Source organism: Desulfofustis glycolicus DSM 9705 (assembly GCF_900130015.1).
GTDB lineage: Bacteria > Desulfobacterota > Desulfobulbia > Desulfobulbales > Desulfocapsaceae > Desulfofustis > Desulfofustis glycolicus.
This window is the reverse complement of sequence record NZ_FQXS01000011.1, coordinates 54392-76902: the sequence shown is the minus strand read 5'-3', so window position 1 is coordinate 76902 and position 22511 is coordinate 54392. Positions and strand designations below refer to the sequence as shown.

The following is a 22511-nucleotide window of genomic DNA, read 5'->3' as shown; positions in this document are numbered from 1 at the left end:
GGGTGTGTGTTACGCTGTGGTTGGTATTTTTGCTTGACAAAAATATGACCGTACATTATCTGGATATTTACACAAAATGTTTGCTCTCAGAGTATCGTTTTGAGCCTGGCCAAGCATTTGGAATGCTTGGCTTATTTCATTTCTTTATGGAGGTGTGTAATGTTTGAGGTCGTAGTAGACAAAGATAAGTGCAGTGGCGACGAGGAATGTGTGGCAGCATGTCCGGCACAGGTTTTCGAGATGGTAGACGGCAAGGCTGAGCCTGTCGATGCCGACGAATGTCTCGGTTGTGAGACCTGTGTAGAAGTTTGCCCCGAAGGCGCCATCACCGTAACGGAACTCTAATACGGTTTTTGAACGAACCCGGGTCTAAGCCCATCTCCCCGCTCCGGGGGGATGGGCTTAACTGTTTATGGGCACAGAAAAAAGAGAACCGCAGGGAATCGGTCGTTTCAAGCCGGGAGTGGCCCCGACGGTGCACCTGCTTTTAGCTGCGCTGTTCTGGAGCGGGGCCGGACTCTTTCTGCTGGTGCGCGGCATTATTCTATTGAAAAGCGGTGACGGTCTGTGGCTAATTGGAGCCGGCATCCTGCTCGGCTTTGTGAAGTCGTTCTTTATTCTTGATCGGTCGGCTCGGCGGGTTATCATGCGGATCGGTCAATTTGGCGATCATACCTGCATCGGAGCGGTATATTCCTGGAAGACCTGGTTCCTGGTGCTGGCCATGATCGTTTCCGGCATAACGATCAGGCAAACCATCGACGGTTGGTCCCTGTCGATCGGCACAATCTGTGTCGCGATCGGCTGTGGTCTGATCTATTCCAGCAGGTTTGCCTGGCGGGCGTTGTTTGATCGGCAAACGGGAGTATAAAGCGTATGACGCTATCGTCTTATAATCAGGTTTCGATCGACGAGACGGCGCTGGCAGCCAACTATCGATTACTGACGAGCCGCGTGGGTGAATCGGTGCGCGTGCTGGCCATGGTCAAGAGCGATGCCTACGGGCACGGTCTGGTACCCGCCGCCCGTGCCTTCGCTCGTGCCGGTTGCCGGGATTTCGGGGTGGCCGAGATCGGCGAAGGTGTCGAACTCCGTGAGTCCGGTTGCCGTGGCGAAATCTTCATTTTTCTCGGCTGTGCGGCCGAACAGATCGATTATTATTTCAGCCATCGACTGACCCCGGTGGTTTTCAGTCGCGACGATCTGAACGTGCTTGCCGAGATGGCCCGACGCCGCGGGGAGAAAATCGGCGTCTATCTGAAGTTTGACTGCGGGATGGCACGTCTCGGCTTCGATCCGGACATGGCGGCAGCCGTGGCACGGTATTGCATGGAATTGCCGGAGATCGAGGTGATCGGGGTGATCAGTCACTATCCGTGTGCCGATGATCCCGCTGCGAGCAGCAACGAGGCGGTGGCCGAAGCCTTTGCTGCGGCGATAGAACCGTTCTACCGGTCGCCCGGTTTCGTCCGCTCCTTGTGCAATTCCGGCGGGACCCTCTATCTGCCGGAAACGCACGGAGACTTGGTGCGTGCCGGAATTGCTTTATATGGGTATTATCCGGATGGTCCGTCCGGTCGACCACCATCCGGCAACCCGGCCCTGCGTCCGGCACTGAGCTTTGCTACGACAATCCTGCAGATCAACAAGGTCAAGGCGGGCCGAGGCATCAGCTATGGTCACACCTACCATGCCCCGCACGATATGCGCCTGGCGGTACTGCCGGTAGGTTACAGCGACGGCTACCTGCGCTGTCTCTCCAATCGTGCCGAGGTGTTGATCGGCGGTCGGCGAGCGCCGGTCCGGGGGCGGATATGCATGAACCTGTGCATGGCCGACGTGACCGATATTCCCACTGCCCGGGCCGGAGACGAGGCGGTGTTGCTTGGCCGGCAGCAGGAGCAGACCATCGATGCCGACGAGATCGCCGGCTGGTGCGAGACGATCAGCTACGAGATTCTTTGTGCGCTGGGTAACAATAACGAACGATCCTATCACCAATCACCATGATCAGAAGCCGCTTAAAAGAACTGGTCGACCGCTGTTTTGTCGACGGGGTGCAGCAGGGGCTGTGGACCGGCGATGCCGCCGGCAAATACACGGTCGAGATACCGAAGCATGAGAACCAGGGCGATTTTTCCACCAATATCGCTCTGGTCATCGCCGGTCTTGAGAAACGCAACCCACGAGAGTTGGCCGCCCGTTTCGCCGCCCTGCTCGAAGCGGAACGGGAATTGATTGCGGCAGTTGCCGTCGCCGGACCCGGGTTTGTCAATATCACTATCAGCCACTCTGTCTGGCAACAGGTGATCACCACCGTCGAGGCTGCCGGCGAGCAGTTCGGCCGGAGCCGGGTGGGCGGGGATCGCCGGGTGATGGTCGAGTTCGTCAGCGCCAATCCGACCGGGCCGCTGTCCGTCGGGCACGGCCGCCAGGCCATCCTCGGTGATGCCATCGCCCGACTGCTCGAAGCTACCGGGCACCACGTTTACCGGGAGTATTACTACAACAACGCTGGCCGGCAGATGCGGGTGCTCGGCGAGTCGGTACGAGCCCGCTATCTGGAACTGGTCGGGGAGCCGGACAGCTTTCCCGAAGACGGCTATCAGGGTGAATATATCTACGACATCGCCCGGGAACTGGTGGCCGAGGCCGGTGATGGTTTGAAGGACGTGGTGGAGGTCGAGCCGTTTCAGCGAAAAGCCGAGGCGGTCATCTTCAAGGACATATCGGCAACGCTGGCGCGGATGGGCATTGTCTTCGACAAATATTTCAATGAGCGCTCGCTCTACGAGAACGGTGCCATCGATGAAGTGGTGGCTGAACTGCGGGCCAAGGGGTTGGTTTACGAAGAGCAGGGGGCGACTTGGTTTCGCACCAGTCGGTTCGGCCAGGAAAAAGACCGGGTGATCATCAAGAGTTCCGGCGAACCGACCTATCGCTTGCCCGACATCGCCTACCACCGCGAAAAGTTCCGGCGGGAATTCGACTGGCTGATCGATATCTTCGGCTCCGATCACATCGCCACCATCCCCGATGTGCTGGCCGGTGTCACCGCGCTCGGCTACGAGGCCGACAAGGTGACCGTGATCCTGCATCAGTTCGTGACCCTGTTGCGGGACGGTAAGCAAGTCAAGATGTCGACCCGCAAGGCGACGTTCGTCACGGTCGACGAGTTGCTCGACGAGGTGGGCGCTGATGCCGCACGTTTCTTTTTCATGATGCGTAAACCCGACAGTCAGCTCGAATTTGACCTCGATCTGGCGGCCAGCCAAAGCCAGGAAAACCCGGTTTACTACGTGCAATATGGGCACGCCCGGCTCTGTTCCATCCTGCGCCAGGCCGGAGAGAAAGGAGTTGCGGTCGGTGCCGACAGCGACGTGGACACCGCATTGCTCGGTGAAGACGATGAGATCGCCCTGCTCAAGGCGATGGCGGCCTTTCCGGCCCTGATCGAAAGTGCGGCGCTGCAACTTGAGCCGCACCGGGTCATTTTTTATCTGATGGATCTTGCCGGACGTCTGCACAGCTATTATAACAAACACCGGGTCATCGGCGATGATCCCGCCCTCAGTCAGGCCCGACTCAGCCTGATCGTTGCTCTGCGGACCGTGTTCCGCAACGGTTTGCACATCGTCGGCTTGACCGCCCCGGAAACGATGTAGCGATAATGGCCGAACGAAAAAAACGCGTCAACAGAAAGATCAAATTCGAGGTGTCCCGTAGCGGTATCGGCGGCATCGCTATTGTCTGTTTCTGCATCTTCCTGTGGATGTTTCTTTTCGGCCTTTGGACGGGACAATCGCTGCTCAAACCGGAACCCCCCGTCACCACCGGTTTCGATGCCGGGTCCATCAGGCAGGAAGCGCCGGTCATCGAGTTTGACGACAGCAAAAAAAGCAGACCCTGACCGGTTGCGACCGGTGGTCCGGGCCACTCCCGGCAGCAGTGAGGAGAATGATGATTCGCAAGGCACGAATGAATGATATCAAGCAGATTCATGCTCTGCTTACCTATTATGCGGACAAGAAGTTGTTGTTGCCGCGGTCGATCAGTTCCCTCTACGACCACCTGCGCGACTTCGTCGTCCACGATGAAAACGGCGGGACCATCTCCGGGGTGTGCTCCCTGCACATCTCCTGGGAGAATCTGGCGGAGATCAGATCTCTGGCGATCACCGAGGAGAACCAGGGGCAGGGCCTCGGTTCCCGACTGGTCCGGAACTGCCTGGAAGAGGCCGCCGAATTCGGCATCACCCGGATTTTCACGCTCACCTATCAACCCGGCTTCTTCCGTAAACTGGGATTCAAGGATATCGACAAGCGAGAATTGCCCCACAAAATCTGGAGCGATTGTATCAATTGTGCGATGTTTCCGGATTGCAACGAAGAGGCCCTGATATTCGAGGCAGGGTAAGAAGAGAATCCCGCTGCAACATCGCGACGGCGCCACTATTTTTGCCGGTCGTGTTGATCGGATGGGCGATCATGATTACAATTATCAGCGTTTTATGCCTTTCGGCAACCATGGAAAATGTCTTTTCCACCCAAATGAAGCGGTGCAGGGTACGTCGACTTTTTCAAGGTTCCCATTAATATTTTTAGAGATAGCTATTTGAGACGATGATTGGATCGATCCTAACCAAAGTATTCGGCAGTAAAAACGAACGGGTTCTGAAACAGCTGCAGCCGCTGGTCAACCGTATCAACGAACTGGAGCCGTCCGTTACGGAACTCGACGATGGTACACTGGCGGCCAAGACAGTTGCCTTCCGGGAACGGGTCGATCATGGCGAACCACTCGATGATCTGCTACCGGAGGCCTTTGCAGTCATCAGAGAGGCCTCGCGACGTATTCTCGGCGAGCGGCATTTCGATGTCCAGCTGCTTGGCGGCATCGTCCTTCACCAGGGCTGTATCGCCGAGATGAAGACCGGTGAAGGCAAGACCCTGACCTCGACACTGGCGGTCTATCTCAACAGCCTGAACGGTAAAGGCGTGCATGTGGTGACGGTCAACGATTATCTGGCCACCCGCGATGCCGACTGGATGGGTCAGGTATATCGCTTTCTCGGCTTGAACGTCGGCCGCATCGTTCATGACATGCGCGATCCCGAACGGCGCGAGGCCTATGCTGCCGACGTCACCTACGGCACGAACAACGAGTTCGGTTTCGACCACCTGCGCGACAACATGAAGTTCGACCTGGCCGAATTCTGCCAGCGCGGGTTCCACTATGCCATTGTCGACGAGGTCGACTCGATCCTGATCGATGAGGCCCGGACCCCGCTCATTATCTCCGGGCCGGCTGATATATCCACGGAATTGTATCAGAACGTCGACCGTATCCTGAAACATTTCCGGCGCGACGAGCACTATATCGTCGACGAGAAAGGGCGTCAGGTATCGCTCAACGAGGAAGGAATCGCCCTTGGCGAAAAATTACTGCAGCTTGACAACCTCTACGACCCGCGCAACATCGAATACCTCCATCATCTCAACCAATCGCTCAAGGCCCACGTGCTGTTCAAGCGTGACGTCGATTATATCGTCAAGGACGGACAGGTGGTTATCGTCGATGAGTTCACCGGTCGAACCATGGAAGGTCGACGGTACAGCGACGGCTTGCATCAGGCCCTGGAGGCTAAGGAAGGAGTGAAGATCGAGCGGGAAAATCAGACACTCGCCTCGATCACCTTTCAGAACTACTTCCGGATGTATGAAAAACTTGCCGGCATGACCGGTACCGCCGATACCGAAGCGCCGGAATTCAAGAAGATTTACGATCTCGACGTTTCCGTGCTGCCGACGCACATGAAGATGATCCGCGAGGATTATGCCGATGTCATCTACAAAAACGAGGCGGCCAAATACCGGGCCGTGGTTCGTGAGATCCAGGAAAAGCACGGCACAGGGCAGCCGGTGCTGGTCGGCACCATTTCCATCGACGTATCGGAAAAGATTTCCCGGATGTTGACCAAGGTCAAGATTCCCCACGAGGTTCTCAACGCGAAGCATCACGAGCGGGAAGCGGAAATCATCGCCCAGGCCGGTCAACTCGGCCGGGTGACCATTGCCACCAACATGGCCGGCCGCGGTACCGATATCAAACTCGGCGAAGGGGTGCGGGAGGTCGGCGGCCTCCATATTCTCGGCACATCGCGACACGAATCCCGGCGCATCGACAACCAGTTGCGTGGCCGATCCGGTCGTCAGGGTGACCCGGGATCGTCCCGCTTCTACCTGTCTCTGGAAGACGATCTGCTGCGGATTTTCGGTTCGGGCCGGATCTCCGGGATCATGGACAAGCTCGGCATGGAAGAGGACGAGCCGATCGAACACCAGATGATCACCCGGGCCATCGAAAATGCCCAGCGCAAGGTTGAAGGGCACCACTTCGACATTCGTAAGCACCTGCTCGAATATGACGACGTGATGAACAAGCAGCGCGAAATCATCTACCGGCAGCGTCGCGAAGTTCTCGAGGGCGACAACCTGCAACAGGTGCTGCAGGATATGATCGACGAGGTGATCGACGGGATTACCGCCGAAATCGCCCAGGAACGCCTTGCCGCCGAGGATTGGGACTGGGACTACTGCACCCAACGGGTGCTCGAAGTCTTCGGCCGGCGGCCGGAGTGGAGCGAGGAGGAGCGCAGCGGGTTCAAGACCGAAACGCTGCGCGAGAAGATCGCCGAAGTCGCCGACCAGGCCCGGCGGGCCCAGGAAGAGGCCAACGGCGCCGACAACCAGCGGCAGATCGAGCGGCTGATCCTGCTGCAGGTGGTCGACAGCCACTGGAAAGAGCATCTGCTCAACATGGATCATCTCAAAGAGGGTATCGGCCTGCGCGGCTACGGCCAGAAAAATCCGCTCAACGAATACAAGAAGGAGGCCTTCAACCTGTTCGGTGAGATGATTGATACCGTCAAACTGCAGACCATCAAGACGCTGATGCACGTTCGTCTGGTGCAGCCCGATGAGGTCGAGCGTTTGGAAGAACAGCGGCGCCGGCGCCAGGAGCAGGAGATGCGCCTCAACAAAGGGCCGACGGGTGACGAGCAGAAAGGCGCCGAGACGATCAAGCGGGACGGTGACAAGATCGGTCGTAATGCCCCGTGCCCCTGCGGTTCGGGGAAGAAATACAAGAAGTGCTGCGGCCGGATGGGATGAGCGAGACTCAGCCGTAGAGTTTGTCCGGCTCCATCAGGTGCTCTTCCATGTGTCGCAGCTCATCGATGCCCGAGATGATGATCGCCGGATCTGTGGCCAGTTCCTCTTCTGAAATCTTGCCGATATAGTTCAGCTGGCTGAGCACATGTTTCATGCAGTTGAGCCGGGCTAGCTTCTTGTTGTCTGAGCGGACGATGGTCCACGGGGCGATGGTGCGGTTGGTTTCCTGGAGCATCTGGAACTTGCGCAGCGAATACTGATCCCAATATTGCTGGGCCAGGTTGTCCACCGGAGAGAGCTTGTATTGTTTCAGGATATCCTTTTTCCGCGCCTCGAACCGCTCATTCTGCACATCCCGGGAAACCGAAAAATAGAACTTGAACAGCTTGATGCCGTCCTTGACGATGAGTTCCTCGAGGAGCGGTACGTCCTTGAGAAAGCGTTTGTTCTGCTCGTCGGTGCAAAAGCCCATAACCGGTTCGACCATGGCCCGGTTGTACCAGCTGCGATCGAAGAATACCATTTCCCCGGCAGACGGAAGGTGGTTGATATAGCGCTGAAAGTACCATTGGGTCGATTCCGTCTCGTTGGGTTTTACCAAGGCGACGACGCGGGTATTGCGGGGATTGAGGTGAGCGATGAACCGTTTGATGGTGCCGCCCTTGCCGGCGGCATCTCGCCCCTCGAAGATCAGTAGAATCCTCGATCCGTTCTCTTTCATGGTCTGCTGCAACTTCATCAGCTCGACCTGGAGTTTGCGCAACTCCATTTCATAGGCCAGGTGCCAGGTCTTGACCCAGACCGCCGTCCGATCATCTTCCTGCTTGGCGTCGATATTGCTCAGTGCGGTCAGTTCCTGGAGCCTGACCTTGCCGTTTGGCTTGTCGTTTTTGGCAGCGTCTTCTTTCTTGTCCTTCTTGCCGTTGTCGTCCTTTTTCTTGCCGTTGTCGTCCTTTTTCTTGTCGTCTTTAGCCATGATTGCTCCAGCATGGTTGAGAGATGGAGGTGTTCGGTATCGGGCGGATGGATATTTTTAACTGTGTTTAATAGATAGCAGGGATCGAGAGGGGAATGCAAAGGAAAATATTTCTTTCGGTCAGGCAGTTTGTCCGAGTTTGCGCCAAAGAGGGGTCTGCCGGAAAATCGCCGCCAGACGGAATGCAAAGGAAAATATTTCTGCCGGCCAGCCCTGGGGACTGATGCTCATATGCTCCGCCCATTACTGGAAGTTACAACGAAACATGAACCTGTGATACAGATTATAAAAAATCGGGCGGCTTAGTTGAGTTTGCGGCCTTGACGATACATCTGTTGGTAGATCTGTGGCAGGCGCAACCGGCGGAGCTCGGCCACGACTGTTTCCACCGGGTAGGCGATGCGATGCAGCTTCACCCGAATCGTTCCCGCTTCCATTTCGATGGTTGCGCAGGCGGCGGCCGGATTGCCGTCAAACATGCGTCCGGTGCTGCCGGAGTTGACGAAGTGGACACCGTCGATGAATTTGTGGAACGGGCTGTGGCTGTGACCGATGGTGATCAGTGGATAGGGGACGGTGGCGGCGAGCTGGGCGAAGCGGCGATCGGGGGTGGTGGCGAAGAGAAATTCATCCGGGTCGGCCGGGCTGCCATGAAAGACGCCGAGATGATCATTTCGTCCGGCGGTCCCGGTCAATTCCGAGCAGCGGATGCTTGTTTTTTCCGGCAGGCCGGCCAGCCAGTCACGGTTGGTAGCACTGAGTTCGGCGGCCGTCCAGCCATACATGATCCGCTTGTCCGGGTTGGACGGTTTGACGAAACTGCGACCCTGGAGCAGGCCGACAACCAACCGATCGGTATTGCCGAGGATTGATCGGGCTCCCGTCTTCCGAAGCCAGTCGATGGTTTCGTTCGGGAAGGGTCCGTAGACGACGGTGTCGCCGCTGTTGATGATCAGGTCGAACGATACGTCGGCAAAATGATCGGCGATCGCCTTGAGGGCCGGGTAGTTTCCATGGATGTCGGCGACGAGCAGGATCTTCACGGTGTTACAGGAGCGGGCCGATCAGCAGGGCCACGTTTTCTTTGAACCGCTTGATGACCGGTCGTTGCACGAGTTCCTGGTGGTCGATTGCAGTCGACAACTGTTCGTAGCGTTCCTGGATGGCATGGATCTTCGCCGCAAAATCGCGATCGTAAATAAATAGAGTCGCTTCGAAATTGAGCCAGAAACTGCGCATATCGAGGTTGACCGAGCCGAACAGGGCAAATTCCCGATCGACGGTAATGGTCTTTGCATGCAGCAGACCGCCGTGAAACAGAAAGATTTGTACCCCGGATTCGGTCAGTTCCTGGAAGTGGGCGTGGCTGGCGTAGTGTACCAGTCGTGAATCGTTGCGCTGCGGCAGGATGATGGTGACGCTGACGCCCCGTTGCGCGGCCGCTTTGAGCGCCGTCAGCAGCGGCTCGTCGGGAACGAAGTAAGGAGTGGTCAGGACCAGCTCGCGCCGTGCCGAATAGATGGTGGTGAGCAGCAGGGAATGGATGGCCTCAGGCACCAGTCCCGGACCCGACGGTACCAGTTGTACGGCGGTGGAGCCGGTCGGTTTGACGCGATGGACATCTGTTCTGTTATTCGCCGCGGTTTTCCCCGCGGTCAAGTCGGATATATCGAGCTGCTGGTCGTCCGTCTCGAGGATCCAATCGCTGATAAAGGTGCCGGCCAAGCTTTCGACCACCGGTCCAGTAATCCTGACCATGACATCGATCCATTGACCAACGCCGGAGTCCTGCTTGAAGTAGCGGGGATCGACCATGTTGGTGCTGCCGCTGTAGGCGATCTCCCCGTCGATGACGACGATTTTTCGATGATTGCGGATGTCGATCCGGGCGAAAAGAGCCTTGATGAGACCGGCCGGCAAGGATTCGCGAATGCGGATGCCGGCCTCTCGCAACTCGCGGCAGCGGCGGCTCTTGAGGAAATCACTGCTGCCGATGGAATCGACGAGGATGCGGCAGATGACGCCGCGCCGGGTCGCCGCCAGCAACGACTCTTCGACTGCGGTTACCCTGCCTCCTTCCTGCCAGATGTAGAATTGCAGATGACAGGTTGAACTGGCCTGGTCAATATCGGCGAGGATGGCCTCGATGGTCTCGTCGGCCGTCTCGTACACCTGCAGGGAATTGCCGGTCATGGCCGGAATGCCGATCAATGTCTCAGCCTGACGGTGCAGCGGCAGGCAGGTATCGGCCATATCCTGCCAGTTGATCGGGGCCCGCTCGCGTAAACTGTTCAGCCAGTGCTGGTAGTGATCCTGATTGGCCCTGGTCCGGGCGATTCGCTTGTCGGAGATACGGTTTTCGCCGACCAGCAGGTAGAGCAGTGCGCCGAGGAGCGGGATGAGCAGAATGATGATCAGCCACGCAATCGTCACTCCATGGGGGCGCTTGCGCATGATAACGCGGAAGGACAGACCGATTCTGATAGTCAGGTCGGCCAGCAGGATCAGCGTCGGCATGATCGTCGACATTTCGTTGTATTCTTCGGCTCCCATTATATCTATCGTTGCACGAAATGATGGATAAGGTACATTTCACCGAGCACCAGAGGGTCTCGCCGTTTCGCCGCGGGACGGGCGAATCGGCCGGTGTCTTTGTCGAACCGGTGCTCAGCTTCTCACGATACCCGGCCTGCCAGGTCGGAAAGCGCCCGGTGAAGGCCGTGACGTAAGAGCCAGCAGTGTTTGACAAGGAAGCGATCGTCTAGAACCATACCGGATTTTAACATGATTATAAAAGGGTTTTCTTTTTCGGCGGTGGCCGCCGGGATCAAGTATCCCGATCGGCTCGATCTCGGGTTGATCTACAGCGACGAGCCGGCGGTTACCGCCGGGGTGTTCACCACCAATCAGGTGAAGGCGGCGCCGGTCCTTATCGACATCGATCGGCTTCGGCAGGGTCGTTCGCAGGCCATTCTGGTCAACAGCGGCTGCGCCAATGCCTGCACCGGCCGGAACGGCATGAACGACGCGCTGACCTCGGGGCGATTGGCCGCTGAAGAACTGGGGATCGGCGAGGAGATGGTGCTGCTGTCGTCGACCGGAGTCATCGGCATGCCGTTGAACCTCGAAGCGTTTCGGGCGCACATGAAGCCGCTCGTCAACGGCTTGGGGCCGGATAACTTCGAGCGGGTGGCCCGGGCGATCATGACCACCGATACGGTGGCCAAGACGGTGTATCGAAGCGAGGTGATCGGCGGCAAGGAGGTCGGTTTCATGGGCATGGCCAAAGGGGCCGGGATGATCATGCCCAACATGGCGACCATGCTCTGCTTTATCGTGACCGATGCACGGATCAGCTATTTTGAGTTGAATCAGGCCCTCAAGGCCGGTGTTGCGGAGAGTTTCAACCGGATCACCATCGACGGGGATACCAGTACCAACGACATGGTGCTGGTCATGGCCAACGGTGCTGCCGGCAACGACTGGATCGACGATGTCAGCCGCGACGACTATACGGCCTTCGAGAACGTGCTCGACTCGATGTTGAAAGAGTTGGCCATGAAAGTGGTCCGGGACGGTGAAGGGGCGACCAAATGCGTCACCATCAGGGTCTGCGGAGCCAAGGAAAACGTTGAAGCGGAAATTATGGCCAGGACGATTGCCACATCGAGCCTGGTTAAGACCGCATTTTTCGGAGAGGACGCCAATTGGGGCAGGATCATCGCCGCCATGGGGCGGTCCGGCGTGCGCTTCAACCCGGAGCACGTCGATATCGCCTTCGGCGATGTGCTGCTCGTGCGCAACGGCGTCGGTTTGGGCCCTGACGCGGAGCAGGCGGCCACCGAGGTGTTGCGCGGCGATACCTTTACGGTCTGCATCGATCTCAAAGACGGCAACGGCTGCGAAGAGGTGATCACCTGCGATTTTTCTATCGATTACGTCAAGATCAACGCCGATTACAGGACCTGAGATGGAGCCGCTTCGCCAGCTCGCTCTGGTTTTTCAACCCGCCATGGAGGCAGAACCGCTGATCGAACAGCTGCGCCACCTTTTTATCGTCGAAGAACAGGGTCGTCAGGATGATAGCGAAACCTTCTATGATACCTTCGACTGGCGTCTCTACCGCAAACAGTTGTTGTGTGTCGGCGCCGGTCGAAGCCGATCGCTGCTCTCCTTTGACGGCACCCAGCACGGAATGATCGACGACCTGGGACCTGGGCGGAAATTCTGGTGGGAGATGACTCCCTCGGAGGTCAGGGAAACCCTCAGGGAGATTATCGATGTTCGAGCCCTGTTGCCGATGGCCGCCCTGGAGACTGACAAGCGTCACTGTCGCCTGCTCAACGATGATGAGAAGACGGTGGTGCGTTTAACGATCAGGGCTGACGTGCCGGTTGGAGATGGTGCTCCCGACCAGCTGGCCAAGGTGGTGACGATTGACGAATTACGAGGCTATCAGGAGGCCTTCGACACGGTGCATCGCCTCTGTGTCGCCTATGGACTGACCCCTCTCGATTCCGACAGCTGGCTTGCGCAGCGTGCGTTTTCCGGATCCCCGCGGACGCCTCTGGACTACGGTGACAAGTTTCGGGTGGAACTGGCCCGGGACAGTGACATCGGTACCGCTATTGTGCAGATCTGCGGCTACCTGCTCAGAGAAATTGAGTTCAACCGACAGGGGGTGTATGACGACGTCGATACGGAATTTCTCCACGATTTTCGTATTGCCATCCGCCGGACCAGATCTCTGCTCAGCCTGCTCAAGAAACAGCTGCCGATCCGGGAGGGATCCTACTTTCGTCGTGAATTCAAATGGCTGGGCGGGGTTACCGGGAAGCTTCGTGATATCGATGTCTATCTGCTGCAAAAAGAAGCGTATCTCGCTATGCTGCCGTCCCGGTTGCGTCCCGGCCTGGACGGATTTTTCGCCGACCTCGAGCAGCACCGTCGGCACGAACTGAAACTGCTGCGCCGGCATCTGTCGTCAAAACGCTACCGCTCGTTGCTCAGCGATTGGCGCACCTTTCTCGTTGCCGACGATTCGCCGCTCTTTGGCGAATCGAGCCGGAAATCCTGTCGCGAGCTGGCCGATCGAACTATCCGCAAGCGCTTTCGCGCCTTTCTGCGCAACGGGGAGGCGATAACCGATGATGGTCCTGACAGCGACATGCACAATCTGCGAATTCAGGGAAAAAAATTGCGCTACCTGCTCGAGTTTTTTCGGAGCCTGTATGACGAGAAGTCTCTTGAGCAATTTGTCAAGCAGTTGAAAAAAATGCAGGACAATCTAGGTGATTTCAATGATCTCTGTGTCCAGGAAGAGATGCTCGGGGCTCGACTCGACGGCCTTGGTGGCAACGGCCGGCGGGTGCTGCTGCAGGCGGCCGCTCTCGGCGGTCTGCTGACCGTGCAGGCAAAGAAGCGGGGCGCTTTGCGGGACCAGTTCGCCGCGACCTATGCCGCTTTTTCCTCGTCGCAGAACCGGGAATTACTCGTCTCTCTGATCGGCAGCGATCAGCGGCCGGAAGAGCGGGCGGGCCGGCAATGAAGATCGTTGCCGTCTACAGCAGCAAGGGCGGGGTCGGTAAAACGGCAACCGCAGTCAATCTAGCCTATGTTGCGAGCCGGAGCGGACAGCGCGTCCTGCTCTGCGATCTCGATCCCCAGGGAGCAGCTTCTTTTTATTATCGTATTAAGCCGAAAAAGTCTTTCAACCGGGACCGGTTGCTTCAGGGGCGATTTGAACAATATATCCGCGCCACCGACTTTGACGGTCTCGATCTGCTACCGGCCCACTTTTCCTTCCGCAATCTCGATCTCGCCCTGCGCGACGAAAAGCAGGCGAAAAAACGGCGGGTCCTCGGCAAGCTGCTGCAACCGCTGGCTAAGGACTATGACTATGCCATTCTCGATTGCCCGCCGAATCTGACCTTTCTCTCCGAGACCATCGTCACCGCGGCGGATTGTGTCATAACCCCGGTGATCCCAACCACGCTTTCCCTGCTGGCCCTTGAACAACTGATAAAATTGCTGAAAAAGATCGATTGTGATCGCCGCAAACTGATCTCATTTTTTTCCATGGTCGAACGACGAAAATCGATGCACCAGCAGATAATGGAAAAATATGGCGGCTATCCGATTTTTCTGCAAACGGTGATACCGTTCATGGCAGAAATCGAGAAAATGGGATTGTCTCGACAACCGGTCGGCGCCGGCGGTCAGCAGTCTCCCGCTCACCGGGCGTACGAATTGCTCTGGCAGGAAATAAGACAGAAAAAACTGGCGACATGAAGCAGCTGTATTTGATCAGACATGCCAAGTCCAGTTGGTCGGACACCTCGCTGGACGATTTCGATCGACCGCTCAGCGGCCGCGGCAAGCGGGATGCGCCGCTGATTGGCGGGCGACTGGCACGGACGGGAATGGAACCGCAGTTGTTCCTTGCCAGTCCGGCCAAACGGGCCCGGAAGACGGCGGCCGCCATCGCCGCTGAAATCGGTTATCCGAAACAAGAAATCGTGTTGGTCGACGCCCTGTATACGTTTCAGGTCGACGGTTTGCTGGCCGTGCTGCGCAGCATCGACGAGGCGGTTGCATCGCTCGCTCTGGTCGGTCACAACGAGGCTATCAGTGAGGCTGCCCGCTGGCTGACCGGAGAGGATATCAGCTCGGTGCCGACCTGCGGTGTCGTTTCGCTCGCCGTTTCTTCAGCCCGCTGGCGCGATCTGGCCGCTGGCTGCGGCAGGGTTGTCTTTTTTGATTATCCGAAACGTGCTGGTGCGGGAGATTCGTCGGCATGACTGCAGGGAACCTTGAAAAATTGTCATTTCGTCCCATTTCATCGTTGCGCAATCAAATTTTATCCTCTGAATATCAAGTATATGCCTGCGGTAAAATGTTCTTGCGCGCCTCGATCTTGAACGAAAATCCGAATTTTTCAAGTTCCCCTGAGTGCATCACCAACCGGACCATGACCGGCTCCGATGTTACCGCGGGACGGAACGCCGCCGTGTCCGGTTGGCAACAGGCCGGAAGCGGGTTGATGATTGGATAGGAGCGAGAGTTATGGCGGCCAGCCAGCAAGAATCGCCTGTGCAACCGGCCTGTCGGCGCTGTCGGCACTATTTCATCACCCACGATCCTTCCCGGCCTTACGGATGCCGCGCAATGGGGTTCAAAACCAGACATAATCCGGCTCTGGTGGTCTTTTCCACCTCCGGCCTGGTGTGTCAATTGTTTCGGGAAAAGACTCGGGCGCCCGGTCGAGACGACCAGGATACTCCCTCGTACTAATTCGACAAGGCGATACCTATACTGCATGTCTCATCATCCGGCCTTCAGGGCAATCGGCGGTGCCGTGAAAGAGCTTGCCCGTGATACGGTGACGACCAGTGCCGAGCTGATCAAAATCACTGTTCCGGTGGTCATCGTCACGAAGATTCTCGAGGAACTCGGCTTGATCGTCTATATCAGTATGGCCCTGGAACCGGTCATGAATCTGATGGGGCTGCCCGGTGCCCTCGGCCTGGTCTGGGCCACCGGTATCATGACCACTCTCTACGCCGCGGTCGGCGTCTATGCCGTGCTGGCCCCGGGGCTCGAACTGACCGGCGGCCAGGTGACGGTGCTCTGTTCGGTGATGCTGATCGCCCATTCATTGCCGGTCGAGATGAGCATCACCAAGCGGGCCGGTGCCGGCCTGCTGCCGGTTGGCGCGATCCGGTTGCTCGGGGCACTGTTTTACGGGGTTATCCTGTATCATTTGTGCTCTACCTTCGGGATTTGGCAGGAACCGGCGCGAATCTTTTTTCAGGCCGACACCGGTGAGGAAACACTGACGGCCTGGGCGACGACGCAATTGTTCAATCTGGGACTGATTGTCGTGATTATTTTCTGTATATTGGTCGCCATGCGTCTGATGAAAGTGGTCGGCTTGCTGGCCCTGCTCGAGTGGCTGCTCAAGCCGGTGCTGCCCCTGTTCGGCATGAGTCATCGGGCTGCGCCGCTGACCGTAGTCGGCATGATCGTCGGTATTGCCTACGGCGGGGCACTGATCATTCGGGAGACGACGACGGGCGGCATGGATTCCAGGGAAAAATTCAACTCCCTGGCGTTGATGTCATTGAGCCATGGGTTGGTGGAGGATACTTTGTTAATGCTGGCGATAGGTGGAAAACTGGCCGGGATTTTCTGGGGACGATTGCTGTTCTCCCTGCTGGTGATCTTCATTCTGGTGCGGGTGATCGACCATTTTTCAAGAAGCAGGACTACCGCCGCATGATTTCAGCGGCTCGCCGGTTTCTTCTCGCGGACCGATGATCCGGTGTTGTGCCGTGCGAGCGGAACTATCGCAGATCTAAAGGGGATATCTCGGTGATGAAAAACTTCCTGGTTGCTGGTTTCCTGCTGGTGTTTCTGGCGGCGACGGGCGGCGGCCCGCTTCAGGCTGCCGGCTGTGTCAGCGGCGACTGCCGCAACGGCAGCGGTGTCTACGAGAGTGCGGACGGCCGCCGCTATGAGGGCGGTTTTCGCAATGGCCTGCTTGACGGCACCGGCACGTTGACTTATGCCAACGGCCTCGTCTATCGGGGAACCTTCCAAGGTGGTGAACCGCATGGACAAGGCGTGCTGCAAGGAAGCGACGGACGGGTCTACGAGGGAACGTTCAAAAACGGTGTTATTCATGGCCAAGGGGCTTTGACGACTCCGGACGGCATGCAGTATCGCGGCGAGTTCAGTAGTGGTCGATTTCATGGTAAAGGCGTGCTGTTTGCTCCCGACGGCAGGGAATACAAAGGCGACTTCCGCAATAACATGATCGAAGGGGAAGGGCGTCTCGTTCATCCCGACGGCGGCTGGTATGAAGGCGTGTTTCACGATGGCCGGCCGGATGGCGTCGGCGTTCGGGCCTATCCCGATGGGGCCATCTACCGCGGCGAGGTCGTCGGGGACATTAAAAACGGCACCGGTGTCCTCGAGTTGGCCAACGGCGATCGTTATGAGGGAGAATTCGTCGGCGATCTCTATGGCGGCAACGGGACACTGCACAGCGCCGACGGTACGGTCTATACCGGCAGTTTCGTCAACGGGCGCCGGCATGGCCGCGGTGAGTTGATCGGTCCGGACGGATCGCGTTATGTCGGAGATTTTGTCGACGATCTTCCGGAAGGGGACGGCGTGTTGGAGCGGGCCGACAGCAGTCGTTACGAAGGGCAGTTTGTCAACGGCATGATGCATGGTGAAGGACGGCTGCGACTGGCGGATGGGCAAGAGTTGGTCGGTCGTTTTGAACGTGGCGAACTGGTGGAGCCGGCAGCCGAGTCTGTGACAGCCGGTCCGGACAGTGGGCCGAGCAGGCCGGTCGAGTCGGCGATCTCGGAGCCGGCGGCCGTCGCCGAGCGAGCCCAATCGCCGGCCCCCCCGGTGACGCCTGCAGCAAAATCACCGCCGACCGGGGACTATACCGTGGAAGACGGTGTCGTCCTGCGCGTCGCAGATGGGAAACCGGCCCAGGGCCAAGTCGAGGTCCGCTACCCGGACGGCACCATTTATCGCGGTGCTATGGTTGACGGGAGGATGCATGGCGCCGGGCGGGTCGAGTATGATACCGGTGATTGGTATGAGGGAAGTTTCCGGCGGGGGCTCTTTTCCGGAGAGGGTGTTTTCGTCTCTGCCGACGGGCGTCGCTATCACGGCAGCTTCAAAAAAGGAAAAAGGGAAGGTCAAGGACGATTCAGCTATCCGGACGGGACTCGTTATGAAGGTGAATTTGCCGACGATGTCTTTCACGGCGATGGGGAATATGTCTTCGCCGACGGTAGCCGATACAGCGGCGCCGTGCGCAACGGCAGCTTCAATGGACAGGGAACCCTTGTCTACAGCGATGGCTCCGTCTACCGCGGCGAATTTAAAGATGATCTGCCACATGGCAAAGGTGTGCTGCGTTCACCCGACGGCAGCGTCTACACCGGTGAGTTCGTTGCGGGCCGCAGGCACGGCGATGGGCATTTGCACCAAGAGGACGGCCATGATTTCCGGGGGCGCTTCGTCGAAGACGTTTTCGTCGGCGATTAGGCCCGCCGGAGCTGTGCATGTTTTCAGGCTCCCTATTATCTATCAACAGGCAGGATATCGATGACGCGCTGGGGTTATAAAACGGTTCTTTTCGAGATGAAGAAAGAGGGGTTGCTCGGCGGTGTTTTCCTTGACGAGACGGAAATCGAGCAGGAGTTGAACGAGTTCGGCCGGAGCGGCTGGGAATTGGTTTCGCTGCTGGAGATGCAAGACGGCATCATCGCGTTTTTCAAGCAGCCGCTCGGTCAACGGGCGGTCGTCGTCGACGATGCACCGGAGGTTGTCGAACCGTCGTTCAGCAAAGAGAGAGTTTCGGACCTGCCGGAGGATCGAACCGTACGGCGAACGGATTCCTCCCGGGACTCTTCTGCCGGCGAACTGCAGCAGCGGCCTGAACGCAGTAGTTCCGGTGCGGCAGACGATAATGTCATTGGAGCGATTAAAATTGAGTAAATCGACCATCAATCAGGCCGGAGATCGGCTGGACTGCCGCGTCGACGACGCGCTGCACCAATGGCTGCTGGCCGTTCGTCGCCATCTCCATCGTTTTCCGGAGTTGAGTTACGAGGAGCATCGGACCGCCGCCTTTATCAGGCATAAACTGGCGGAACGGGGAATTACCGGACACATTGTCGGTGGGACCGGCGTCGTTGCCGACATCGGACCCGCCGATGCGTCGGGACCCATTGTCGGTCTGCGGGCCGATATGGACGCGCTGCCGATTGTCGAACGTACCGGTCTACCGTTTGCCTCCGACCATCCGGGGCGGATGCATGCCTGCGGTCACGATGGTCATGTCGCCATGCTTCTTGGCGCGGCTTCGCTGCTGCAGCGTGCACCCCGGCTTCCGGGCCGGATCAGGCTGATCTTCCAGCCGGCCGAAGAGCGGGGCAACGGTGCGCTCCGGATGATCGAGAACTCCGTTTTGGATGGGGTTGGTGCGATGTTCGCCGGTCATATCGATACCCATTACCGGACCGGGCAGATCACGGTCGATCCAGGGCTCATTTGTGCGTATGCCGATCCGTTTACCATTGCCTTGCGCGGCCGAGCCGGACACGCTGCCAGGCCGCACGAGGCCGCCGATGTGGTGGTTGCCGGCGCCGGCCTGGTAATGGCCATTCAAACCCTGATTTCCCGGGAGGTGGACCCGAACCGGGCGGAGGTGATCACCATCGGCAGTTTCCAAGCGGGCAGCGCCCATAACGTCATCGCCGGCGAGGCCCTGCTCAAAGGGACCATCCGTTCGACCGATACGGCGACCCGGGAGCGGACCATCGACGGGTTGCGCCGTATCGTCGGTGCGTTGGCAGGGATGTACGCGGTACAGGCCGAACTGACCTTCGAAGAGTGTCTGCCGGCGGTTTTCAACGATGCTGCGGCGACCGAGATCGCTCGTGCGGCCGCTTGGGAGACCGCCGGCATCGACAAGGTGATATCCCAGGGGCCGGCCAGTCTCGGCGGTGAAGATTTTGCCTTCTATCAGCAACGCGTCCCAGGATGTCTGGTCCGTTTCGGAGCGGCGCCGGCCGGTGCTTCGGGGCCGGCGCACAGTGATACCTTCACCTTCGACGAAAGCTGTCTGGAGATCGGGGCCCGCTGGCTCGCTCAGGTCGCCTGGCGGTGGTTGTTGCAACCGGGAACGGTGAACCTCACGGGAGATCGTTCGACAGATGGCCGCTGAATCCTATCAGTTCCAACCGAGTGCGCCGTTTACACTCGGTGTCGAAATCGAGTTCCAGATCATCGATCGCAGCGATTGTTCGTTGGTCCCCTTCGGTCCCCAGTTGCTCAATCTCGCCCCGCAGCTGTTGCGACCGCGCCTGGCCCTGGAATTGATCAAGTCGATGCTGGAAATCCAGACCGGTATCTGCAACAATGTTCGCGCCGTTGAAAACGATCTGCTGCAGACCTGTTCGCTGGCCGATGAACTTGCCGAGGACAACGGCTGCCTCCTCTATGCCGCCAGTCTTCATCCGTTCGCTCGCGCAGCCGGTCAGGAGTTGACCGATGACAGCAGGTACCTGCGAATCATGCAGGAGCTGCAGATCATCGGCCGTCGTTTTATTTCTCAGGGATTGCATGTCCATGTCGGCATGGTGGACGGGGACACCGCTATTCGGGTCTGCAATGCGATTCAGGCGTTTTTGCCGGTCTTCCTCGCCCTGTCCACGTCGTCGCCGTTTTTTCAGGGCAAGGATACCGGCTTGATGTCTTACCGCACCAAGCTCTTCGAAGTGCTGCCGCTGGCCGGCATCTATGAATATATGCCCGATTGGCAGGCCTTCGCCACTCAATTCGATGAGCTCAAACGACACGGCGTTATCGAGACGATTCACGACGTGTGGTGGGATGTTCGACCAAACGGTACGTTCGGTACCGTGGAAATCAGAATCTGCGATCTGCCGACACGGTTCAACGACATCCTGGCCATCGTCGCGTTGATCCAGGGAACGGTCGCCTGGCTGGTCGACCGGGCCGGCGAGACTCGGCCTCTGCAGCTCAGTCTGTTGCAGGCGAACAAATGGCAGGCGGCTCGCTATGGCCTGGAAGGGCGTTTCATCGATCCGACCGGTCTGCTCGGCAGCCATGCAATGAATCTACGGCTGGCCGCGATGCTGCTGAAGAAAAAGGTCACCGAGTCGTCGGTGCAGCTCAATTCGATTTCCTATCTCGATTATCTTGACTCGATCATTTCCGGAGGGACCGGGGCCGATCTGCAGCGCCGGATTTATCGGCAGACCGGGAATTTTAAAGAGGTGATCCGCGAGGTGCAGCAGGGGTTCTGGAAATGAGATGTGGCCCAAAAGCGGTCGTCGCCTCGGGTCATCCACTGGTTAGCGAAGCGGCGGCGGAGATCCTGCGGGCCGGAGGTAACGCGTTTGATGCGGTGGTCGCTGCCGGATTTGTTTCAGCGGTGGTTGAACCGACGCTCACCAGTCTTGGCGGCGGTGGGCTGTTGGTCGGCCACAGCGAGGAATTCGGCCAGGATCTGTTTTTCGACTTTTTTGTCGATACCCCCGGCGCCGGACGCCGGTTGCCGCGAGAGTACCTCGATTTTACGCCGGTTGCCGTTCAATTCTCCGATTCATCCCAGGAGTTCATCGTCGGCCTCGGCGCCGTGGCCGTGCCGGGCACGCTGCAGGGGTTGCTGCACATCCGGCAGCGGTTGGGGCGCATGCCCCTTGTGGCGCTGGTTGAACCGGGAAAGCAGGCCGCTCTCGGCCATGAAGTCAACCGGCAGCAGGCGCATTTTCTCTCGCTACTTGAGCCGATCATGACCAGGAGCGCTGCCGGCCGAGCCTTGTACGCACCCGACGGGGTGTTACTGCAGGCCGGGGATCGGTTGGTCAATTCTGAGTATGCTGGGTTTCTCGAACGGGTTGCCGTCGAAGGCGGCCGGGGGTTCTATCACGGTGAGCTGGCGGCGGCGATCGATCGTGACATGGAGACTCAGGGCGGCTTGCTGACCCGGCAGGATCTGGCCCGCTATCGGGTACATGAACGAGCGCCGCTGCGATTTCCCTACCGGAATCACGAACTGGTGACCGCAGCCCGACCGTCTCTGGGCGGCACCTTGATCGGTCGATCACTGGCAATGCTCGAACAGGAGGCTGGCGCCGACGGTGATGACGACGAAGCAGAGCGGCTGGCCCGGTTGGTCGACGTGCAACGCCGCATCGATTCCCTCCGCGAGGAGACCGTGATCGATGATACGGCTCGACTATCGGCGGACGGCGAGGCTCCGCTGTTCTCTCGGGGCACCACCCACATCAGTATCGCCGACCGCTGGGGCAACTGCGCTTCGATGACCTGCTCCAACGGTGAGGGATCGGGATATTTCGCACCGGGCAGCGGGGTCATGCTCAACAACATGATGGGCGAAGATGACCTCCATCCCGGCGGCTTCCATGTCGATCCCCCCGGCCGAAGGGTGCTGTCAATGATGTCCCCGTCACTGCTCTGCCGGGATGGCCGGGTCATTCTGGTGATTGGCAGCGGCGGTTCGAAACGGATCAGAACGGCGTTGATTCGGGTTATCTGCGAGGTCGTCGATGGCCGGCGGTCGGTCGCTGCTGCGGTTTGCGCGCCGCGACTGCACTGGGACGGTACGGTGATCCAGCTTGAACCGGGCCTTGCCGAACCGGTCGTCCAGTGTCTTGCGGCGTTGGCGCCGCTCAGGGTTTGGTCCCGGCAAGATGTCTATTTCGGCGGAGTCCATGGCGTCGTCCCCGGCTGTTGCGGTGCCGGTGATCCGCGCCGGGGTGGGGCCGTCGTTGAAGTGTGAG

Annotated in this window: 21 protein-coding genes; 18 read left to right on the top strand and 3 right to left on the bottom strand. The window is 58.5% G+C overall.

Annotation, left to right across the window (positions count from 1 at the left end; all coding sequences use genetic code 11):
• The first annotated feature begins 159 nt into the window (after window positions 1–159).
• From BUC26_RS10685 to secA, 7 genes are all read left to right on the top strand, one after another.
• Window positions 160–345 (top strand): indolepyruvate ferredoxin oxidoreductase subunit alpha, encoded by a 186-nt coding sequence (locus tag BUC26_RS10685; RefSeq protein ID WP_073375885.1) that lies wholly within the window; start codon window positions 160–162, stop codon window positions 343–345.
• A gap of 67 nt (window positions 346–412) precedes the next feature.
• The gene (locus tag BUC26_RS10680) at window positions 413–871 is read left to right on the top strand and encodes a hypothetical protein (protein ID WP_073375884.1); all 459 of its coding nucleotides are present in this window, start codon (window positions 413–415) and stop codon (window positions 869–871) included.
• Window positions 872–876: 5 nt separating this feature from the next.
• A complete protein-coding gene (alr, locus tag BUC26_RS10675; protein ID WP_073375883.1) occupies window positions 877–2010 on the top strand; it encodes an alanine racemase in 1134 nt (377 codons plus the stop codon).
• Complete coding sequence (argS, locus tag BUC26_RS10670; RefSeq protein WP_073375881.1) at window positions 2007–3665, top strand: arginine--tRNA ligase; 1659 nt, start codon at window positions 2007–2009, stop codon at window positions 3663–3665. Before alr ends, argS begins: the two co-directional genes overlap by 4 nt.
• Before the next feature lie 5 nt (window positions 3666–3670).
• Window positions 3671–3910: a hypothetical protein gene (locus BUC26_RS10665; protein ID WP_073375880.1), complete on the top strand. Its 240-nt coding sequence runs from the start codon at window positions 3671–3673 to the stop codon at window positions 3908–3910.
• Window positions 3911–3957: 47 nt separating this feature from the next.
• Window positions 3958–4416, top strand: a complete 459-nt coding sequence (locus tag BUC26_RS10660) for an N-acetyltransferase (protein ID WP_244155836.1) — start codon at window positions 3958–3960, stop codon at window positions 4414–4416.
• 206 nt (window positions 4417–4622) lie between these two features.
• A complete protein-coding gene (secA, locus tag BUC26_RS10655; protein ID WP_073375878.1) occupies window positions 4623–7172 on the top strand; it encodes a preprotein translocase subunit SecA in 2550 nt (849 codons plus the stop codon).
• 7 nt (window positions 7173–7179) lie between these two features.
• Here the strand turns inward: secA and ppk2 are convergent, their stop codons facing one another.
• The 3 genes from ppk2 to cls form a co-directional block, all read right to left on the bottom strand.
• Window positions 7180–8148 (bottom strand): polyphosphate kinase 2, encoded by a 969-nt coding sequence (ppk2, locus tag BUC26_RS10650; protein ID WP_073375876.1) that lies wholly within the window; start codon window positions 8146–8148, stop codon window positions 7180–7182.
• A 302-nt stretch (window positions 8149–8450) separates the two neighbouring features.
• Window positions 8451–9191, bottom strand: coding sequence for a metallophosphoesterase family protein (locus tag BUC26_RS10645; protein WP_073375875.1), 741 nt, complete (start codon window positions 9189–9191; stop codon window positions 8451–8453).
• Between the two features lie 4 nt (window positions 9192–9195).
• Entirely contained in the window at window positions 9196–10701 is a 1506-nt protein-coding gene (gene cls / locus BUC26_RS10640; RefSeq protein WP_073375874.1) for a cardiolipin synthase, read from the bottom strand.
• Between the two features lie 231 nt (window positions 10702–10932).
• Here cls and argJ point away from each other — a divergent pair, with 231 nt between their 5' ends.
• From argJ to BUC26_RS10580, 11 genes are all read left to right on the top strand, one after another.
• Window positions 10933–12117, top strand: coding sequence for a bifunctional glutamate N-acetyltransferase/amino-acid acetyltransferase ArgJ (argJ, locus tag BUC26_RS10635; protein WP_073375873.1), 1185 nt, complete (start codon window positions 10933–10935; stop codon window positions 12115–12117).
• A gap of 1 nt (window position 12118) precedes the next feature.
• Window positions 12119–13696, top strand: coding sequence for a CHAD domain-containing protein (locus BUC26_RS10630; RefSeq protein WP_073375871.1), 1578 nt, complete (start codon window positions 12119–12121; stop codon window positions 13694–13696).
• On the top strand, window positions 13693–14439 hold the full coding sequence (locus BUC26_RS10625) for a ParA family protein (RefSeq protein ID WP_073375870.1): 747 nt from the start codon (window positions 13693–13695) through the stop codon (window positions 14437–14439). The genes BUC26_RS10630 and BUC26_RS10625 overlap by 4 nt, the downstream gene beginning before the upstream one ends.
• Window positions 14436–14948 carry a SixA phosphatase family protein gene (locus BUC26_RS10620; protein ID WP_073375869.1) on the top strand — a complete coding sequence of 171 codons (513 nt, stop codon included), beginning with the start codon at window positions 14436–14438 and terminating at the stop codon, window positions 14946–14948. Before BUC26_RS10625 ends, BUC26_RS10620 begins: the two co-directional genes overlap by 4 nt.
• On the top strand, window positions 14945–15202 hold the full coding sequence (locus BUC26_RS10615; RefSeq protein WP_073375868.1) for a hypothetical protein: 258 nt from the start codon (window positions 14945–14947) through the stop codon (window positions 15200–15202). Before BUC26_RS10620 ends, BUC26_RS10615 begins: the two co-directional genes overlap by 4 nt.
• Window positions 15203–15466: 264 nt before the next feature.
• Window positions 15467–16429 carry a hypothetical protein gene (locus BUC26_RS10605; RefSeq protein WP_073375865.1) on the top strand — a complete coding sequence of 321 codons (963 nt, stop codon included), beginning with the start codon at window positions 15467–15469 and terminating at the stop codon, window positions 16427–16429.
• 95 nt (window positions 16430–16524) lie between these two features.
• On the top strand, window positions 16525–18222 hold the full coding sequence (locus tag BUC26_RS10600; RefSeq protein WP_073375864.1) for an MORN repeat-containing protein: 1698 nt from the start codon (window positions 16525–16527) through the stop codon (window positions 18220–18222).
• A gap of 60 nt (window positions 18223–18282) precedes the next feature.
• A complete protein-coding gene (locus BUC26_RS10595; protein ID WP_073375863.1) occupies window positions 18283–18675 on the top strand; it encodes a DUF4177 domain-containing protein in 393 nt (130 codons plus the stop codon).
• Window positions 18668–19906 carry a M20 metallopeptidase family protein gene (locus BUC26_RS10590; RefSeq protein WP_244155835.1) on the top strand — a complete coding sequence of 413 codons (1239 nt, stop codon included), beginning with the start codon at window positions 18668–18670 and terminating at the stop codon, window positions 19904–19906. Before BUC26_RS10595 ends, BUC26_RS10590 begins: the two co-directional genes overlap by 8 nt.
• Complete coding sequence (locus BUC26_RS10585; RefSeq protein ID WP_073375861.1) at window positions 19896–21017, top strand: carboxylate-amine ligase; 1122 nt, start codon at window positions 19896–19898, stop codon at window positions 21015–21017. Before BUC26_RS10590 ends, BUC26_RS10585 begins: the two co-directional genes overlap by 11 nt.
• Window positions 21014–22510 carry a gamma-glutamyltransferase family protein gene (locus BUC26_RS10580; RefSeq protein ID WP_073375860.1) on the top strand — a complete coding sequence of 499 codons (1497 nt, stop codon included), beginning with the start codon at window positions 21014–21016 and terminating at the stop codon, window positions 22508–22510. Before BUC26_RS10585 ends, BUC26_RS10580 begins: the two co-directional genes overlap by 4 nt.
• Window position 22511 lies beyond the last annotated feature (1 nt).

Excerpts from the sequence above, each read along its gene's own strand:
- alr (WP_073375883.1), top strand. The coding sequence starts at position 877 with ATGACGCTATCGTCTTATAATCAGGTTTCGATCGACGAGACGGCGCTG.
- BUC26_RS10620 (WP_073375869.1), top strand. The coding sequence starts at position 14,436 with ATGAAGCAGCTGTATTTGATCAGACATGCCAAGTCCAGTTGGTCGGAC.
- BUC26_RS10595 (WP_073375863.1), top strand. The coding sequence starts at position 18,283 with ATGACGCGCTGGGGTTATAAAACGGTTCTTTTCGAGATGAAGAAAGAG.
- BUC26_RS10630 (WP_073375871.1), top strand. The coding sequence starts at position 12,119 with ATGGAGCCGCTTCGCCAGCTCGCTCTGGTTTTTCAACCCGCCATGGAG.
- BUC26_RS10625 (WP_073375870.1), top strand. The coding sequence starts at position 13,693 with ATGAAGATCGTTGCCGTCTACAGCAGCAAGGGCGGGGTCGGTAAAACG.
- BUC26_RS10585 (WP_073375861.1), top strand. The coding sequence starts at position 19,896 with ATGGCCGCTGAATCCTATCAGTTCCAACCGAGTGCGCCGTTTACACTC.
- BUC26_RS10600 (WP_073375864.1), top strand. The coding sequence starts at position 16,525 with ATGAAAAACTTCCTGGTTGCTGGTTTCCTGCTGGTGTTTCTGGCGGCG.
- argS (WP_073375881.1), top strand. The coding sequence starts at position 2,007 with ATGATCAGAAGCCGCTTAAAAGAACTGGTCGACCGCTGTTTTGTCGAC.
- cls (WP_073375874.1), bottom strand. The coding sequence starts at position 10,701 with ATGGGAGCCGAAGAATACAACGAAATGTCGACGATCATGCCGACGCTG.
- ppk2 (WP_073375876.1), bottom strand. The coding sequence starts at position 8,148 with ATGGCTAAAGACGACAAGAAAAAGGACGACAACGGCAAGAAAAAGGAC.
- BUC26_RS10605 (WP_073375865.1), top strand. The coding sequence starts at position 15,467 with ATGTCTCATCATCCGGCCTTCAGGGCAATCGGCGGTGCCGTGAAAGAG.
- BUC26_RS10580 (WP_073375860.1), top strand. The coding sequence starts at position 21,014 with ATGAGATGTGGCCCAAAAGCGGTCGTCGCCTCGGGTCATCCACTGGTT.
- argJ (WP_073375873.1), top strand. The coding sequence starts at position 10,933 with ATGATTATAAAAGGGTTTTCTTTTTCGGCGGTGGCCGCCGGGATCAAG.
- BUC26_RS10685 (WP_073375885.1), top strand. The coding sequence starts at position 160 with ATGTTTGAGGTCGTAGTAGACAAAGATAAGTGCAGTGGCGACGAGGAA.
- BUC26_RS10665 (WP_073375880.1), top strand. The coding sequence starts at position 3,671 with ATGGCCGAACGAAAAAAACGCGTCAACAGAAAGATCAAATTCGAGGTG.
- BUC26_RS10680 (WP_073375884.1), top strand. The coding sequence starts at position 413 with ATGGGCACAGAAAAAAGAGAACCGCAGGGAATCGGTCGTTTCAAGCCG.
- BUC26_RS10615 (WP_073375868.1), top strand. The coding sequence starts at position 14,945 with ATGACTGCAGGGAACCTTGAAAAATTGTCATTTCGTCCCATTTCATCG.
- secA (WP_073375878.1), top strand. The coding sequence starts at position 4,623 with ATGATTGGATCGATCCTAACCAAAGTATTCGGCAGTAAAAACGAACGG.
- BUC26_RS10660 (WP_244155836.1), top strand. The coding sequence starts at position 3,958 with ATGATGATTCGCAAGGCACGAATGAATGATATCAAGCAGATTCATGCT.